The sequence below is a fragment of the Caballeronia sp. Lep1P3 genome, assembly GCF_022879595.1.
Taxonomy (GTDB): domain Bacteria; phylum Pseudomonadota; class Gammaproteobacteria; order Burkholderiales; family Burkholderiaceae; genus Caballeronia.
This window is the reverse complement of record NZ_CP084268.1, coordinates 211,838-225,673: the sequence shown is the minus strand read 5'-3', so window position 1 is coordinate 225,673 and position 13,836 is coordinate 211,838. Positions and strand designations below refer to the sequence as shown.

General features: G+C 61.6%; 14 protein-coding genes and 1 riboswitch. Of the genes, 10 read left to right on the top strand and 4 right to left on the bottom strand.

Annotated features, from left to right (window positions below; all coding sequences use genetic code 11):
• Positions 1-20: 20 nt before the first annotated feature.
• Positions 21-815 (top strand): SDR family oxidoreductase, encoded by a 795-nt coding sequence (locus LDZ27_RS25315; protein WP_244818436.1) that lies wholly within the window; start codon positions 21-23, stop codon positions 813-815.
• Positions 816-864: 49 nt separating this feature from the next.
• Here LDZ27_RS25315 and LDZ27_RS25310 read toward each other — a convergent pair whose 3' ends face one another.
• Positions 865-1,365, bottom strand: coding sequence for a 6,7-dimethyl-8-ribityllumazine synthase (locus LDZ27_RS25310; RefSeq protein ID WP_244818435.1), 501 nt, complete (start codon positions 1,363-1,365; stop codon positions 865-867).
• Positions 1,366-1,451: 86 nt separating this feature from the next.
• Positions 1,452-1,620, bottom strand: a riboswitch (FMN riboswitch).
• Between the two features lie 174 nt (positions 1,621-1,794).
• On the opposite strand from LDZ27_RS25310, the gene LDZ27_RS25305 reads away from it, so the two are divergent.
• Both LDZ27_RS25305 and LDZ27_RS25300 read left to right on the top strand, forming a co-directional pair.
• On the top strand, positions 1,795-2,253 hold the full coding sequence (locus LDZ27_RS25305; RefSeq protein ID WP_244818434.1) for a MarR family winged helix-turn-helix transcriptional regulator: 459 nt from the start codon (positions 1,795-1,797) through the stop codon (positions 2,251-2,253).
• Between the two features lie 159 nt (positions 2,254-2,412).
• Entirely contained in the window at positions 2,413-2,829 is a 417-nt protein-coding gene (locus tag LDZ27_RS25300; protein ID WP_244818433.1) for an organic hydroperoxide resistance protein, read from the top strand.
• Between the two features lie 52 nt (positions 2,830-2,881).
• Here the strand turns inward: LDZ27_RS25300 and LDZ27_RS25295 are convergent, their stop codons facing one another.
• The gene (locus LDZ27_RS25295; protein ID WP_244818432.1) at positions 2,882-3,364 is read right to left on the bottom strand and encodes a GNAT family N-acetyltransferase; all 483 of its coding nucleotides are present in this window, start codon (positions 3,362-3,364) and stop codon (positions 2,882-2,884) included.
• Between the two features lie 79 nt (positions 3,365-3,443).
• Positions 3,444-4,337 (bottom strand): LysR family transcriptional regulator, encoded by an 894-nt coding sequence (locus LDZ27_RS25290; protein WP_244818431.1) that lies wholly within the window; start codon positions 4,335-4,337, stop codon positions 3,444-3,446.
• Between the two features lie 162 nt (positions 4,338-4,499).
• Between LDZ27_RS25290 and LDZ27_RS25285 the strand changes: the two genes are divergently transcribed.
• From LDZ27_RS25285 to LDZ27_RS25260, 6 genes are all read left to right on the top strand, one after another.
• Positions 4,500-6,074, top strand: a complete 1,575-nt coding sequence (locus tag LDZ27_RS25285; RefSeq protein WP_244818430.1) for a UxaA family hydrolase — start codon at positions 4,500-4,502, stop codon at positions 6,072-6,074.
• Positions 6,075-6,131: 57 nt separating this feature from the next.
• Positions 6,132-7,055, top strand: coding sequence for a dihydrodipicolinate synthase family protein (locus LDZ27_RS25280; RefSeq protein ID WP_244818429.1), 924 nt, complete (start codon positions 6,132-6,134; stop codon positions 7,053-7,055).
• Between the two features lie 73 nt (positions 7,056-7,128).
• On the top strand, positions 7,129-8,394 hold the full coding sequence (locus LDZ27_RS25275; RefSeq protein WP_244818428.1) for an MFS transporter: 1,266 nt from the start codon (positions 7,129-7,131) through the stop codon (positions 8,392-8,394).
• A 45-nt stretch (positions 8,395-8,439) separates the two neighbouring features.
• Positions 8,440-9,675 (top strand): alpha-hydroxy acid oxidase, encoded by a 1,236-nt coding sequence (locus tag LDZ27_RS25270; protein WP_244818427.1) that lies wholly within the window; start codon positions 8,440-8,442, stop codon positions 9,673-9,675.
• 5 nt (positions 9,676-9,680) lie between these two features.
• Complete coding sequence (locus tag LDZ27_RS25265; protein ID WP_244818426.1) at positions 9,681-10,625, top strand: NAD(P)-dependent oxidoreductase; 945 nt, start codon at positions 9,681-9,683, stop codon at positions 10,623-10,625.
• A 189-nt stretch (positions 10,626-10,814) separates the two neighbouring features.
• A complete protein-coding gene (locus LDZ27_RS25260) occupies positions 10,815-11,561 on the top strand; it encodes a glucose 1-dehydrogenase (protein WP_244818425.1) in 747 nt (248 codons plus the stop codon).
• A gap of 46 nt (positions 11,562-11,607) precedes the next feature.
• Here LDZ27_RS25260 and LDZ27_RS25255 read toward each other — a convergent pair whose 3' ends face one another.
• A complete protein-coding gene (locus LDZ27_RS25255) occupies positions 11,608-12,711 on the bottom strand; it encodes a sugar-transfer associated ATP-grasp domain-containing protein (RefSeq protein WP_244818424.1) in 1,104 nt (367 codons plus the stop codon).
• 281 nt (positions 12,712-12,992) lie between these two features.
• Here LDZ27_RS25255 and LDZ27_RS25250 point away from each other — a divergent pair, with 281 nt between their 5' ends.
• Entirely contained in the window at positions 12,993-13,784 is a 792-nt protein-coding gene (locus LDZ27_RS25250; RefSeq protein WP_244818423.1) for a phytanoyl-CoA dioxygenase family protein, read from the top strand.
• The last annotated feature ends 52 nt before the right edge of the window (positions 13,785-13,836 follow it).

Below are 13,836 nucleotides of genomic sequence, written 5' to 3'. Positions count from 1 at the left end.
GATGCAAGGGAGAAGGCAACGTGGCTTACGAAGCAAAGCGGTTCGAGAACAAGGTCGTCGTCGTGACGGGCGGCAGTCGCGGTATCGGACTCGCCGTAGCGGAACGGTTCGCGCAAGAGGGCGCGAAGGTCTGCGTCACGGCGAACGAAAAGAGCGTCCACGATGCAGCCGCGAAGTTGCGCGATGCGGGCTTCGATGCGCTCTCTGTCGAGATGGACGTGACCGACAAGCGCCAGGTCGTTGCGCTCTATGACGAAGTGGCGGCCAAGCTCGGCGAAGTGGATGTCTCGGTGCAGAACGCGGGCGTCATCACCATTGCGAAGCTGCCGGAACTCACGGAAAGCGAATGGGACAAGGTGATGGCCGTGAACACGAAAGGCGTGTTCCTGTGCTGTCAGGAAGCGGCCACGCGCATGCTGCGCGCGGGCAAGAGCGGCAGGCTCATCAATACGGCATCGGGTCAGGCGCGTCAGGGCTTCGTCTATACGCCGCACTATGCAGCGAGCAAGTTCGGCGTGCTCGGCATCACGCAGAGTCTTGCGAAAGAGCTGGCGCCGACGGGCATCACCGTCAATGCGTTTTGTCCCGGCATCATCACGACGGATATGTGGTCGTATAACGACGAGGCGTGGGGCAAGCTGCTCGGCGACTACAAGCCCGGCGAACTAATGGCCGAATGGGTCGCCAACATTCCGATGAAGCGCGCGGGCAATGGCGGCGATGTCGCGGGACTCGTCACGTTCCTCGCTTCCGACGATGCCGCTTACATTACCGGCCAGACGGTCAACGTCGACGGCGGCATGTTCATGTCATGAGCCGTGAGCGGCGGTCACGGGCTTGCGGCCCGTGACTTTGCCGCACCGCTTATACAACCGGCAATGCGCTCAGCTTGCCGATGGTGTCCGCGCACGCATGCGCGGCTTCCTTGCCCTTGACGAGGAAATGCTCGCGGAAGAAGCCGACGTGCTCTTCGCCATGATGGAAATGATGCGGCGTCAGCACGGCTGAGAAGATCGGCGTGCCCGTTTCGAGCTGCACTTGCATCAGCCCGTTGATGACCGCCTGCGCGACGAACTCGTGCCGATAGATGCCGCCATCGACGACCAGCCCCGCCGCGACGATGCCCGCGTAACGCCCGCTTTGCGCAAGGCGCTTGGCATGCAGCGGGATTTCGAATGCGCCGGCGACTTCGAAGAGATCGATATCGTCGCGCGTGTAGCCGTATGGCCCGATGGCTTCGAGGAACGACGTCTTGCACTGGTCGACGATATCGCGATGCCAGCAAGCCTGGACGAACGCAATGCGAGGACGATGCGAGCTTGCCGCGCAGACCGCTTGTGATTCGATGCGATTAGATGAGTTCATGGACTTCAGCCTGTTTTGTGTGAACAGGGCGAAGGACGGCCACGCGCCTTCGCGCACGGCAAAAGCGGGCGCGCGGCGCGTGGCCGTCCTGTTCTCTTTCATCCGGACTATACCGTCGGCCCCGGAATCCAACCGGGTCTGCTGACCTCGGCCGCGCACTCTTGCGAAGAGCGTGGCACGAGCGCTCGCGGGCTACGTCCGCTTCAGCGAACGATTACCGCCGGTGGGGAATCGCACCCCGCCCCGAGAACGCGCTTTTCCCGTTAGAGAAAAGCCCGCGTACGGTATCACGGAAGCTCACGCCGATGAATAAATACCGGGCTTTTCTAAGGGAATTGACGCTAGGAATTGACGCTGCGTCGAGCGCAAACGATTTCATCGCGCGCGATCTATAATGCGTGAATCGAAGGGCTGTGCTGGAGAACACATATGAAATCGGCTGAACCGTTACCGTCCGCACCGTTGTTGTCGGACTTTCTCTGTTTCGCGGTGTATTCCGCGAATCTCGCCTTCGGCAAGGCTTACAAGCCCATTCTCGAAGAACTCGGGCTGACGTACACGCAGTACATCACCATCATCGCGTTATGGGAGGAAGACGATCAGACCGTCGGCAGTCTCGGCGAGAAGCTTTTCCTCGAATCGAACACGCTCACGCCCATTCTCAAGAAACTCGAAGGCATGGGCTATGTGCAACGGCAGCGCGATCCCGCCGACGAGCGGCAAGTGCGAGTGAGCCTGACCAGGGAAGGCCGTCGGGTGCGTGAAAAGGGCTGCAAAATGGACCTCGTCGCGAAAACCGGGCTGAAGCCGGCGGAGTTCGCGAAAGTGAAGAAGGCGATTGCGGTGCTGCGCGACAACCTCATCCGGTCCGTCGAAGAAGCGGCATGATGCCGCGACGCGCGGATGCGACTGCATCCGCATAAATAGATCGCATGCGATTTAATCGAAAGCGATTGACAATGCGGAAAGACAGATGCACTATGCTCGCATCCGACTACATCGCATGCGATGGAATAGTCGGCCCTTCATTTCCAAAGGAGCTTCATCATGTCCACCATCGATAAAGTGCTCTACACCGCGAAGACCCATACCTCCGGCGGGCGCGACGGCGCCGCGCAAAGTTCGGATGGCCGCCTCGACATCCAGCTCTCGTCGCCCGGCAGCGCGGGGAAGGGCACCAATCCGGAACAACTGTTCGCTGCCGGATGGTCGGCGTGTTTCATCGGTGCAATGGGACTGGCCGCGCGCAAGCTGAAGGTGAGCTTGCCGCCCGACGTCGCCGTGGACGCGGAAGTGGACCTCGGCATGAACGGCGATGCGTATCTGCTTGCCGCGCGTCTGAACGTGAGCTTGCCTGGCGTGGACAAGGATGTCGCGCGCTCGATCGTCGAGAGCGCGCATCAAACGTGTCCGTATTCGAAGGCCACGCGCGGGAACATCGACGTGACGTTGAATCTCGTCTGATGTGACTTGCGCCAAGCGCGGTTCACCCGCGAACGCTCGCGGGCGAACCGCGCTATTCCGTTCTCACGGCGATGGTCTTTGCAAAGCAGCTCGCATCCGGCTGATTCGCGTAGATGCCGTATCGTCCGGTCGGCCTGAAGCCGTTGCGCTGATAGAACGCAATGGCCCGGCGATTGAAGACGCGCGTTTCGAGAAGCAGCGTGTGATAGCCGACCGCGGCGGCGTCGGCTTCCAGTTGCGTGAGAATGGCCTTGCCGACGCCACATGTGTCGGGTCGGCTATAGAGGCGCTTGATTTCCGCCACGCCGTAATCGAAGCGCCTGAATGCACCACATCCGAGCGCGAATCCCTGTGCCGTGCGCGCGACGAGGAACCCGCCTCGCGCGGAACAGACGTCTTCCAGGCAGAAGCGGGACTGCCCGCCATCGCCCGAGAATATGGCCAGCATGGCGCTGAGTTCGTCGAGAAGCGCTCGCGCGTCCAGTGACCAGGGGTCTTCGCGTCGGACGAGTATGGCGGTTTCGGAAGGCGTCACGGCGATGGCTCCTTATCTGCGGTTGCTTCGGAGGTCAACCGAGCAAACCGCAGACCAGGGCGAAGCCGCAAGCCGCGTTTCACACGCGCGTTCGCTTCGTGAGCAACGCGATGAAGCGCTCGGCCATCGGCGAGAGCACGCCGGTCTTGCGCGTCACGATGCCGTATGTCTGCGACGGCGAGCGCAGGCTGACCGGCAAAATGCGCAGCATCTTGTGCTGCGCGAACAGTTCGGCGATATCGGTGGGCAGCACCGAAACGAGGTCCTTGCTCTGATTGAGCAGCGCGACGGTGACGAACGTCGATGCGGTCGAAATGGTATTGGCGGGCATGTCGAGGCCGGCAAGGTCCATCTCACGCTCCAGCAGCTCGCGCAGCGGCATCTGGCTCGGGTACGTGACCCAGCGGCAATGCGCAAGATCGCGCATCTCCATGTGGCCGCGCGATTTCGTCGAATGCCGGCACCCGACGACCACCGACAGCGGTTCGTCCGCGAGCTTCCAGTATCGATACTTCGAAGGTTGCGCGCTCACCGCCGACCGGCCGATGACGAGATCCAGATTGCCTTCGTCGAGTTGCAGCAGCATGCGCGCGCTCGTGTCCTCGACAATTTCGACGGACACGTGCGGTTGATCCGCATGCAGCGCTTCGAGCGCGGGCACTACGACCGCGGGTATCGCGCCCATGATCGCGCCGATGGCGAGACGACCGCCGCGCCCCGACTGTATTTCCGAAATGTCCTGACAGAGCAGCGTGAGATCGGTCGTGAGAAGACGCGCGTATTGAATCACGCGATGTCCATACTGATTCGGGATCATCCCGCTTGGCGCGCGTTCGAAGAGCGCGGTGTCGAACATCGTCTCCAGTTCGTGCAGCGCCTTGCTCGCAGCGGATTGCGTGATGGCCAGCACGGCGGCCGCCTTGTGCAGCGACTTGTGTTCGTCGAGTGCGATCAGCAATTGCAGCTGCTTCATTCTAAGTCTCGACAACAGCATCTGGACCGTGTTCATCGGTGCGTGGTGAGCAAGTAGGAAAAGTGATCGGGGGATGGAAACATTTCAATATACATGCCGTATGCGGCAACCGTATAGTCGGCATCGGAGACAACATCAGAGACCCGGTTCCGGGTTCACAACATGCAGAACGCAAGCCAGCATATCGATGGCCGCCTCGAAGAAGGCGGTTCACGTTCCCCCGTTATTCGCCTTCATCGCGACGACGATGTCGTCATCGCGCGAGAACAGCTCGTAGGCGGCGCATTGCTGCGCGACGAAGGCATCACCGTTTCGGGACTCATTCCGCCGGGTCACAAGATCGCGACGCGCGCAATTGCAGAGGGCGAAGCGGTCAGGCGCTATGGACAGATCATCGGCTTTGCGAGCCGCGCGATCGCCGCTGGAGAACATGTTCATACGCATAACATCGCGATGGGCGAGTTCGACCGCGATTACGCTTATTGCGCGGGCTCACGCGCAACCGAATACGCGAAGACAGCCGCCACGTTCGACGGCATCGTGCGTGCCGATGGCCGCGTCGCGACGCGCAATTACATCGGCATTCTGACCTCGGTGAACTGCTCGGCGACGGTGGCCCGCGCGATTGCGGACCACTTTCGCCGCGATACCAATCCGGCGAGCCTCGCGCCCTATCCGAACGTCGACGGCGTCGTTGCACTGACGCACGGCGCAGGCTGCGCGGTCGATCCCGAAGGCGAAGGTCTCGCGCTGCTGCAACGAACGCTCGGCGGCTATGCGGCGCATGCGAACTTCGCAGGCGTGCTCGTGATCGGCCTCGGCTGCGAGACGAATCAGATCAGCCGCATCATGGAGACGCAGGGCCTCACCGAAGCGCCGTTCCTGCAGACGTTCAGCATTCAGGAAACGGGCGGCACCGCGAAGACGGTCGCGCATGGCATCGAAGTCTTGAAGGGCATGCTGGCCGCCGCGAATCGAGTGGAGCGCCAACCCGTGCCGGCCTCGCATCTGATCGTCGGACTGCAATGCGGCGGCTCCGATGGCTATTCCGGCATCTCGGCGAATCCGGCGCTTGGCGCGGCCGTCGATCTGCTCGTCGCGAATGGCGGCACAGCAATTCTTTCCGAAACACCCGAGATTTACGGTGCGGAACATCTGCTGACGCGTCGCGCGGTCAGCCGCGAAGTGGGCGAGAAACTCGTCGCGCGCATTCACTGGTGGGAAGACTATTGCGCCCGCAGCCGCGCGGCGATGAACAACAATCCCTCTGCGGGAAACAAGGCTGGCGGCTTGACGACGGTTCTCGAAAAATCGCTTGGCGGCATCGCGAAAGCGGGCAATACGAATCTCGTCGAAGTGTACGAATACGCGCAGCGTGTCGATGCGAAGGGTCTCGTCTTCATGGATACGCCCGGCTACGACCCGATCTCCGCGACCGGACAAGTGGCCGGCGGCGCCAATCTCATCTGCTTCACGACCGGACGCGGATCCGCATACGGCTGCGCGCCGTCGCCGTCGCTCAAGATCGCAACCAACGATGCGCTCTGGAACCGCCAGCAGGAAGACATGGATCTCAACTGCGGCCCGATCCTGAGCGGCCATCGCAGCATCGAGCAGATGGGCGCCGAACTCTTTCAGCTCATGCTCGATGCGGCATCCGGCAAGCGCACGCGCAGCGAAATTCACGGATACGGTCAGAACGAATTCGTGCCCTGGCAGATCGGCGCGATCACCTGAGCACTGCGAGCGTCGTCGCCGACGCATCATCAACTCACACATCTGGTAGTACTAACTATGTCGAATACTCAACGTTATCGCGGCGTATTCCCTGTCGTCCCGACCATCTTCGACGAGAGCGGGCAGCTCGACCTCGAAGGCCAGAAGCGCTGCATCGACTTCATGATCGATGCAGGCTCGAACGGCCTTTGCATTCTCGCGAATTTCTCCGAGCAGTTCGCACTTTCCGACGAAGAGCGCGACAGCGTGATGCGCGTGGCGCTCGATCATGTGGCGGGACGCGTGCCCGTCATCGTGACGACGACGCACTTCAGCTCCGACGTCTGCGCGCGCCGCAGCCGCGCCGCGCAGGACGCGGGCGCCGCGATGGTGATGATCATGCCGCCGTATCACGGCGCGACCATCCGCGTGACGGAGAAGGGCATTCACGAATTCTACGGCAAGGTGTCGGATGCGATCGGCATTCCGATCATGATTCAGGACGCGCCTGTCGCCGGCACGTCGCTGTCCGCGCCGTTCCTCGCACGCATGGCGCGCGAGATCGAGAACGTCGCGTACTTCAAGATCGAGACGGCGCAAGCGGCATCGAAGCTGCGCGAACTGATCGAACTCGGTGGCGATAGCGTCGTCGGTCCGTGGGATGGCGAAGAAGCGATCACGCTGATGCCGGACCTCGAAGCAGGCGCGACCGGCTCGATGACGGGCGGCGGTTATCCCGACGGCATCCGCAAGATCGTCGATGCCTACATGAGCGGCGACAAGGAACAGGCTGCGCTCATGTATCAGCAGTGGCTTCCGCTCATCAATTACGAAAACCGCCAGTGCGGACTCGCTGCTTGCAAGATCCTGATGAAGGAAGGCGGCGTGATTCGCTCCGACGCGGTGCGTCATCCGTTCGCGCCGGTGCATCCGAAGACGCGCGAAGGTTTGCTCGAAGTCGCGCGCAGGCTCGATCCGCTCGTATTGCGCTGGGGCCGCTAAGCCCCGCCCGATTTAATAAAAGACTTTACAGGAGACCCGGACAATGAATGTGTCCAGTGTGCAGACAATGCGAATGACCAACGTCCGGTGGAAGATATTCCTTCTGCTGCTGACGCTCGTATCCATCAACTATATCGACCGTGCCGCGTTGTCCGTCGCAATGCCGGCGATCTCGCAGGAATTCAGTCTCACGCCCGAGCGTCAGGGCCTCATTCTGAGCTCGTTTTTCTGGACCTATCTGTTCATGCAGGTGCCTTCGGGCATGCTCGCCGACCGGCTCAAGCCGCGTGCGCTGATCGCCATTGCAACGGTCGGCTGGGGCTTCTTCCAGGCGCTCGGCGCGTTGAGCAGCGGCTGGATGCTGCTTCTGCTGACGCGCCTCGGTCTCGGTGTGACGGAAGCGCCGATCTATCCGGGCGGCGGCAAGCTCAATGCACTGTGGCTCACGCAGAACGAAAAGACGCGCGGAGCAGCGCTCCTCGATGGCGGCTGTGCGCTCGGATCGGGCGTCGGCGCGGTCGTCGTCGCCACGTTGATGGCAGTGCTCGGATCGTGGCGCGCGGCGTTCGTCGTTGCGGGCGTCGGTACGATTCTCTGCGGCATCTGGGCGTGGTGGTATATCCGCAATACGCCGCGCGAACATCCGTCGATCAACGAGGAAGAGATCGCTTACATCGAGCGCGCGCATGCGGAAGAAGACGCGAACGAGCCGAAGGTCGCAGCGGGCGGTTCGCTGTTGCGCTTCTTCACGTATCGTTCGGTGTGGGGTATGTGTCTTAGTCATACCTGCACGAACCTGATTTTCTTCGGCCTGATGACGTGGCTGCCGACGTACCTCTACAAGGTCCACGGCTTCGATCTCAAGTCGCTCGGCGGTGCAACGTTCATCATCTTCTTCTTCGGATTCGTGGGCGAAGTGCTGGGCGGTCAACTGGCCGACAAGTGGAAGGCGAAGGGCACGGGCGCGAACGTCGTGTATCGCACGATGATGATCATCGGCGCCGTGGCCGTGGCGCTCGCGATGTTCGGCGTCGCATTCGCCAAGGCGCCGATCATGGTCGTCGCGCTCCTGTGCGTCGCATTGTTCTTCCTGCGCTGGAACGGCGGCTGCAACTGGGCGACGCCTGCCATGCTCGCGACGCGCGCACGCACCGGCACGCTCAACGGCATCATGAACTTCGTCGGCAATATCGCGGGCATCTTCGTGCCGATCTTCATCGGCTATATCGTGCAGACGACGGGTTCGTATTTCCTCGCGTTGATGTTCTTCGTCGGCGTCGCGGCTTTCCAGGTGCTGTCGGTCCTCGCCATCAACTATCAGAAGAAGCTGCCGGTATGACGGCGCGAGCGCACGCCCGCAAGGAACAACAGCTGGAGAAGTGAAGTGCAACGTCGTCTTTATACGGGTAACGATCCGCGCCGCGCGCATAGCATCGAGGAGCTTCGGGCGATGGCGCGGCGGCGCATACCGAACTTCTGTTTCGAATACGTCGAGGGGGGTGCGGAAGAAGAAAGCACGCTGCACCGCAATCGCGATGTCTTCGCCGATATCGCGTTCAGGCCGCGTTCGCTCGTCGATGTATCGAAGCGCGACATCGGCATCGACCTCTTCGGGCGCAAGAGCGCGGCGCCCTTCATGATCGGACCGACCGGCTTTAGCGGCCTGCTCTCGCGGGAGGGCGACATCGCGCTCGCGAGTGCGGCTGCGGCAGCGGGCATTCCGTACATCCTCAGCAATGCATCGACTGTTGCGCTCGAGCGTGTGGTTCAAAGCGCGGGCGGCCGCGTGTGGATGCAGGTCTACATGTACCGCACGCGCGATTTCGTCGCGAAACTGGCTGAGCGTGCGAAGCACGCGCAAGTCGAAGCGCTCGTCGTGACGACTGACAGCGCGATCTATGGCAAGCGCGAATGGGACCTGCGCAACTACGCACGGCCGCTCAAGCTCGATCTGCGCAATACGCTCGACGTGATCGCGCATCCCCGCTGGATGATGGATGTGCTGTGGCCGGGCGGCATGCCGAAGTTCGCGAACCTGGGCGATCTTCTCCCGCCCGGACAGGACAGCGTGCGCGGCGCGGCATCGGCGCTTGCGAAGGAACTCGATCCGTCGCTCTCGTGGGACGACATCCGTTGGCTGCGCGACCTGTGGCCGGGGCGTCTCATCGTCAAGGGCCTCATTCATCCGGAAGACGCGGTGCGCGCCGTGTCCGTGGGCGCGGACGGCATCGTGCTGTCGAACCACGGCGGCCGTCAACTCGACGGCTCGATCTCCGCGATGGAAGTGCTTCCCGACGTCGTGCGCGAAGTGAACGGGCGCCTCGCCGTGATGCTCGATGGCGGTTTCCGGCGCGGCTCCGATATCGTCAAGGCAATGGCGCTGGGCGCTGACGCGGTGCTGCTGGGCCGCGCGACGTCGTGGGGACTGGCGGCGGGCGGTCGCGCGGGCGTGGATCGCGCAATCGAGATTCTCAAGACCGAAGTGGACCGAGTCATCGGTCTGCTCGGCTGCAAGCGTGTCGCGGAACTCGATACGCGCTATCTTCAATGGACGCCGCGCGCAAGCCAACTGCAGGCGCGCACCGCGCATGAAGCGCGCGTTCCTGAACTTCAAGATTAATGACCATGAACGACACACTCAGCAAGGAAACGGCATCTTCCAGGCGCATCGAGCGCGTCGGCATGATCGGGCTGGGACTGATGGGCAGCGCTATCGCCGCGCAAGTGTTGAGCAAGGGCTTCGAACTCTCGGTCGTGGGACACAGAAGCCGACAGGCGCTCGAAGCGCTCGTCGCGCAGGGAGCGAAAGAAGTTAGCTATGCAGATGAACTCGCGCGCTCGGTCGATATGGTGCTGATCTGCGTGACAGGCACGGCGCAAGTGCGTGACGCGGTGTTCCGCGAGAACGGGCTGCTTGCGGGCGCTCGCGAGGGATTGATCGTGGTCGACAGTACGACTGCCGACGCGGACTTCGCGGACGAAGCGGCCAGCGCGTTCGCAAAGAAGGGCGCCGCGTTTCTCGATGCCCCCGTGAACCGCACGCCGAAAGAAGCGCGCGAAGGACGGCTCAACGTCCTCGCCGGTGGCGATGCCGCGGTGCTCGATCGCGTGCGCCCGGTCATGCAGGCGTATGCGGAGACGATTCATCATCTCGGCGGTCATGGCGCCGGTTATCGCGCGAAGCTGATCCACAACTTCATCGCGCAGGCGAACGGCGCGATCCTCGCCGAAGCGTTCGGCACGGCTGCCAAAGCGAAGCTCGACCTGCATGAATTCGCGGCGGTCTGCCGCTTGAGCGGCGCGCATAGCAAGACGTTCGATCGCATCATTCCGTATCTGCTCGAAGGCGACGACAGCGGCCAGCAATTCGCCATCCGCAACGCCGCGAAGGACATGCGTTCGTACAGTCAGCTTGCTTCTTCCTATTCCTCGACGGCTTTGATCGCCGAAGCCGTTCGTCAGATGTATGTAATCGCGACAAACCTCGGGCACGGCGACGCCTACGTGCCGCATATGTTCGACGTGCTCGCGCAACTCAATGGCCTCGCTTCTGCGGAGAAAAGCGCATAACGCGAAACGCCCCGCGCTTTCCTGACGCCGCATTGTTCGTCATTTCCAGTCAGTCAATTCATTAGCAGCCGCTTTATCGGTCACGATGACGCGTCTACATTGCGGACATGGCGGTTCGGTCGTATCGATCAGCCGCCTGTCGCATCGTTCGCATCGTTCGAATTGAGACTCTCTTTCAAGGAAATGATCATGAGCAAGCTCGCAGGCAAGGTGGCCCTCGTCACCGGTGCATCGAAGGGTATCGGCGCGGCCATCGCCAAGGCGCTCGCCGCAGAAGGCGCTTCAGTGGTCGTCAACTATGCAAGCAGCAGGGCGGGCGCCGATGCGGTCGTCGCCGACATCACCGCGGCGAATGGCAAGGCCATCGCGGTCGCGGGCGATGTATCGAGCGCGGCGGATGCGAAAGGCATCGTGAATGCGGCGGTGGAAACGTATGGCCGGCTCGATATCGTCGTGAACAACTCGGGCGTCTACGAGTTCGCGCCGATCGAAGAGATCACCGAAGAGCACTTCCACAAGCAGTTCAACGTGAACGTGCTGGGCGTTCTGCTCGTCACGCAGGCGGCCGCGAAGCATCTCGGCGAAGGCGCGAGCATCATCAACGTGAGTTCGGTCGTGAGCCGCATCACGCCGCCGGGAAGCGCGGTCTATAGCGGAACGAAAGGCGCGGTGGATGCCATCACGGGCGTGCTTGCACGCGAGCTCGGCGCGAAAAAGATTCGCGTGAATTCGATCAACCCCGGCATGGTCGTGACCGAAGGCACGCAAAGCTCGGGCATCATCGGCTCGGATATGGAAGCGGGCGTGCTCGCGCAGACGCCGCTCGGCCGCCTCGGTCAACCGGACGATATCGCATCGGTTGCGGTGTTTCTCGCGTCCGACGATGCGCGCTGGCTGACCGGCGAAAGCATTGTCGCGAGCGGCGGTCTGCGCTGATTCGCGAGCGGTATCGAGCGTAATGCAACGGGGCGCGTGACGCGCGTTACAGCGCCCCGCGTTGCAACGCCAACGCTCTCGAGCCGTGTTGTACGAAAGGATTGAGTCTTTCCCATTGCAGGTCCGAGAAGCATGGACCTTGTGTGGCTTCGCTGAACTTGACGTCGTTATGTTCGGCGTTCCACTCCATCACAAGCACGTTCTCGTTCGTATCGACGGTGACATCCCAGCCCACGCAGCGCGCGAACGGCACCTTCGCGTGAAGCTCGAGCACCTTCTGCGCGCATCGATCGAATGCGGGAAGCGCGACGCCTTCGAAGCGGACCTTGGAATCCGGATGCGCTTCGGTATCGGTCCAGTCGCTCAGATAGCCCTTCCGATAAAGCCGCCCACTATGGAGATCGACGGGCACGCAGACTTCGCTATCGGGACGGATGTACGTGTCCGCGGCGCGTCCGAGCCGCAGGAAGCAGGCGCGCAATGAAATGCGGCCCGCGTCGTCGACGACCGTGGTGAAGCGCACAGTCGCGACGGCCTTCGATGCGAACCGGTCGAACGACTCATGCTGCACGATGAAGCGCTGCACGACGCCGTTGCCAAGTTCCCTTATGCGCTTGACGCAGAACTCTTTGCGGTCCATCAGGAACACGCCTTTGCCCTGCGACGAGTGATCGAGCTTGAACGCGACTCTGTCCGTGTCGCTGAACAGCATGCTTTCGACCTGCGAATCGGGAATGGCGGCGTGATCTGCCGTAAAGAAAAGACCGTTGACGTAATAGCCGAGATCGGGGAACGCATCGTCATTGAAGATGAGTCGCGAAACCGGCTTGAGATGCGACATCTGACCGTATAGCCCCTTCATCTTGGGGACGACGATCCACCCATAGTAGTTGTCCGGAATCCAGCCCTCCTTGAACGCACCGTTGACCGCCGTGTAGACATGCAGCCAGGGCGCATAGCACAAGTCGCCGAGAACGTCGCGCGCGTAGGCGTCCGCCAGTCTCAGTTGCGCGGCATCCGTCTTGCCGTGCTTGTTCTCGATGGTGCGCAAAATCTTGCGCGCCTCGATTGCGTGCTTGCGGTGAAATCTGTGGGCGGTGAGATTCTTCCAGGAGCTCTTGACCAGGCTCTCGACGTAGACTGCTGACATTGTCCAGGCATCCGTTTTTCTTGTCTTGGTAAGCATCGAGCGTACCGACGATTGCTGACGAATGCCTTAAGGATGGGCGCGGTGGCGACTAAGTGCTTTCTTTTGGCGTGAAATGGTCTTTCCGCAGACGGATTGTCCTGCTTGTTTTCCTGTCAGCGCAATTCCGCTTGATTTACGGAAAGCATTTTCCTTTATCGCCTATAGGTTTTTCATCCTTTGCCACAGCCCTATGTCGTGCGACTCTTGAGCGACGTTAGCCATGTCGACAAGGGAGGCGTGTCATGCTGGAAGAAGAGAAGGAAGCGTTTGCGCGGGATGGCGCCGCTGTATTGCGCGGTGTATTCACGGACTGGATTGCGGCATTGCGCTCGGGCGTGGAGATGAACGTCACTCAGCCGGGGCCGGACTTTCGCGACTACACCGCCGGAAAGACGACGGGGCGCTTCTTCGGCGACTATTGCAACTGGCAACGCATCGAACCGTTTCGACGCTTCGTCGAGGAAAGTCCGGCGGCCCGCATCGCACGCGAACTGATGCAGTCGGAGCGCGCACGCATCTTCCATGAACATGTGCTCGTGAAGGAGCCGGGCGCGGACAAGGCGACACCGTGGCATCACGATGAACCCTATTACTGTGTGAGCGCGCGGCAAAGCGTCAGCATGTGGGTGCCGCTCGATCCGGTGCCGCGCGATACATGCGTGGAGTTCGTCGCCGGATCGCATCGATGGGGCAAGCTCTTCACGCCGCGCAAGTTCACTGGCGTCGCATATGACCGCGCGACCAACGGGCTGGAAGAAATGCCCGATATCGAGGCGAATCGCGACGAATATCGCATTCTCGGCTGGGACCTCATGCCCGGCGATGCCATTGCGTTCAACTTTCATACGGTGCATGGCGCACCTGGAAACAGGCAGGCTTCGAATTCGCGCCGCGTCGTGTCGTTCAGATGGCTCGGCGACGATGCCGTGTACGTCGATCGCGGAGGCGAGACGTCGCCGCCTTATCGGCATCTCGCGCAACGGCTATCAGCGGGCGATCCCTTGCCCGAAGACGAGTTCCCTTTTGTCGGATGAATGTCGTTGCCGACGCCCGTGGAAAATCGGCCTGATACCATCGGTTCACGTC

Excerpts from the sequence above, each read along its gene's own strand:
- LDZ27_RS25280 (WP_244818429.1), top strand. The coding sequence starts at position 6,132 with ATGTCGAATACTCAACGTTATCGCGGCGTATTCCCTGTCGTCCCGACC.
- LDZ27_RS25300 (WP_244818433.1), top strand. The coding sequence starts at position 2,413 with ATGTCCACCATCGATAAAGTGCTCTACACCGCGAAGACCCATACCTCC.
- LDZ27_RS25310 (WP_244818435.1), bottom strand. The coding sequence starts at position 1,365 with ATGAACTCATCTAATCGCATCGAATCACAAGCGGTCTGCGCGGCAAGC.
- LDZ27_RS25275 (WP_244818428.1), top strand. The coding sequence starts at position 7,129 with ATGACCAACGTCCGGTGGAAGATATTCCTTCTGCTGCTGACGCTCGTA.
- LDZ27_RS25290 (WP_244818431.1), bottom strand. The coding sequence starts at position 4,337 with ATGAAGCAGCTGCAATTGCTGATCGCACTCGACGAACACAAGTCGCTG.
- LDZ27_RS25260 (WP_244818425.1), top strand. The coding sequence starts at position 10,815 with ATGAGCAAGCTCGCAGGCAAGGTGGCCCTCGTCACCGGTGCATCGAAG.
- LDZ27_RS25255 (WP_244818424.1), bottom strand. The coding sequence starts at position 12,711 with ATGTCAGCAGTCTACGTCGAGAGCCTGGTCAAGAGCTCCTGGAAGAAT.
- LDZ27_RS25250 (WP_244818423.1), top strand. The coding sequence starts at position 12,993 with ATGCTGGAAGAAGAGAAGGAAGCGTTTGCGCGGGATGGCGCCGCTGTA.
- LDZ27_RS25265 (WP_244818426.1), top strand. The coding sequence starts at position 9,681 with ATGAACGACACACTCAGCAAGGAAACGGCATCTTCCAGGCGCATCGAG.
- LDZ27_RS25285 (WP_244818430.1), top strand. The coding sequence starts at position 4,500 with ATGCAGAACGCAAGCCAGCATATCGATGGCCGCCTCGAAGAAGGCGGT.
- LDZ27_RS25305 (WP_244818434.1), top strand. The coding sequence starts at position 1,795 with ATGAAATCGGCTGAACCGTTACCGTCCGCACCGTTGTTGTCGGACTTT.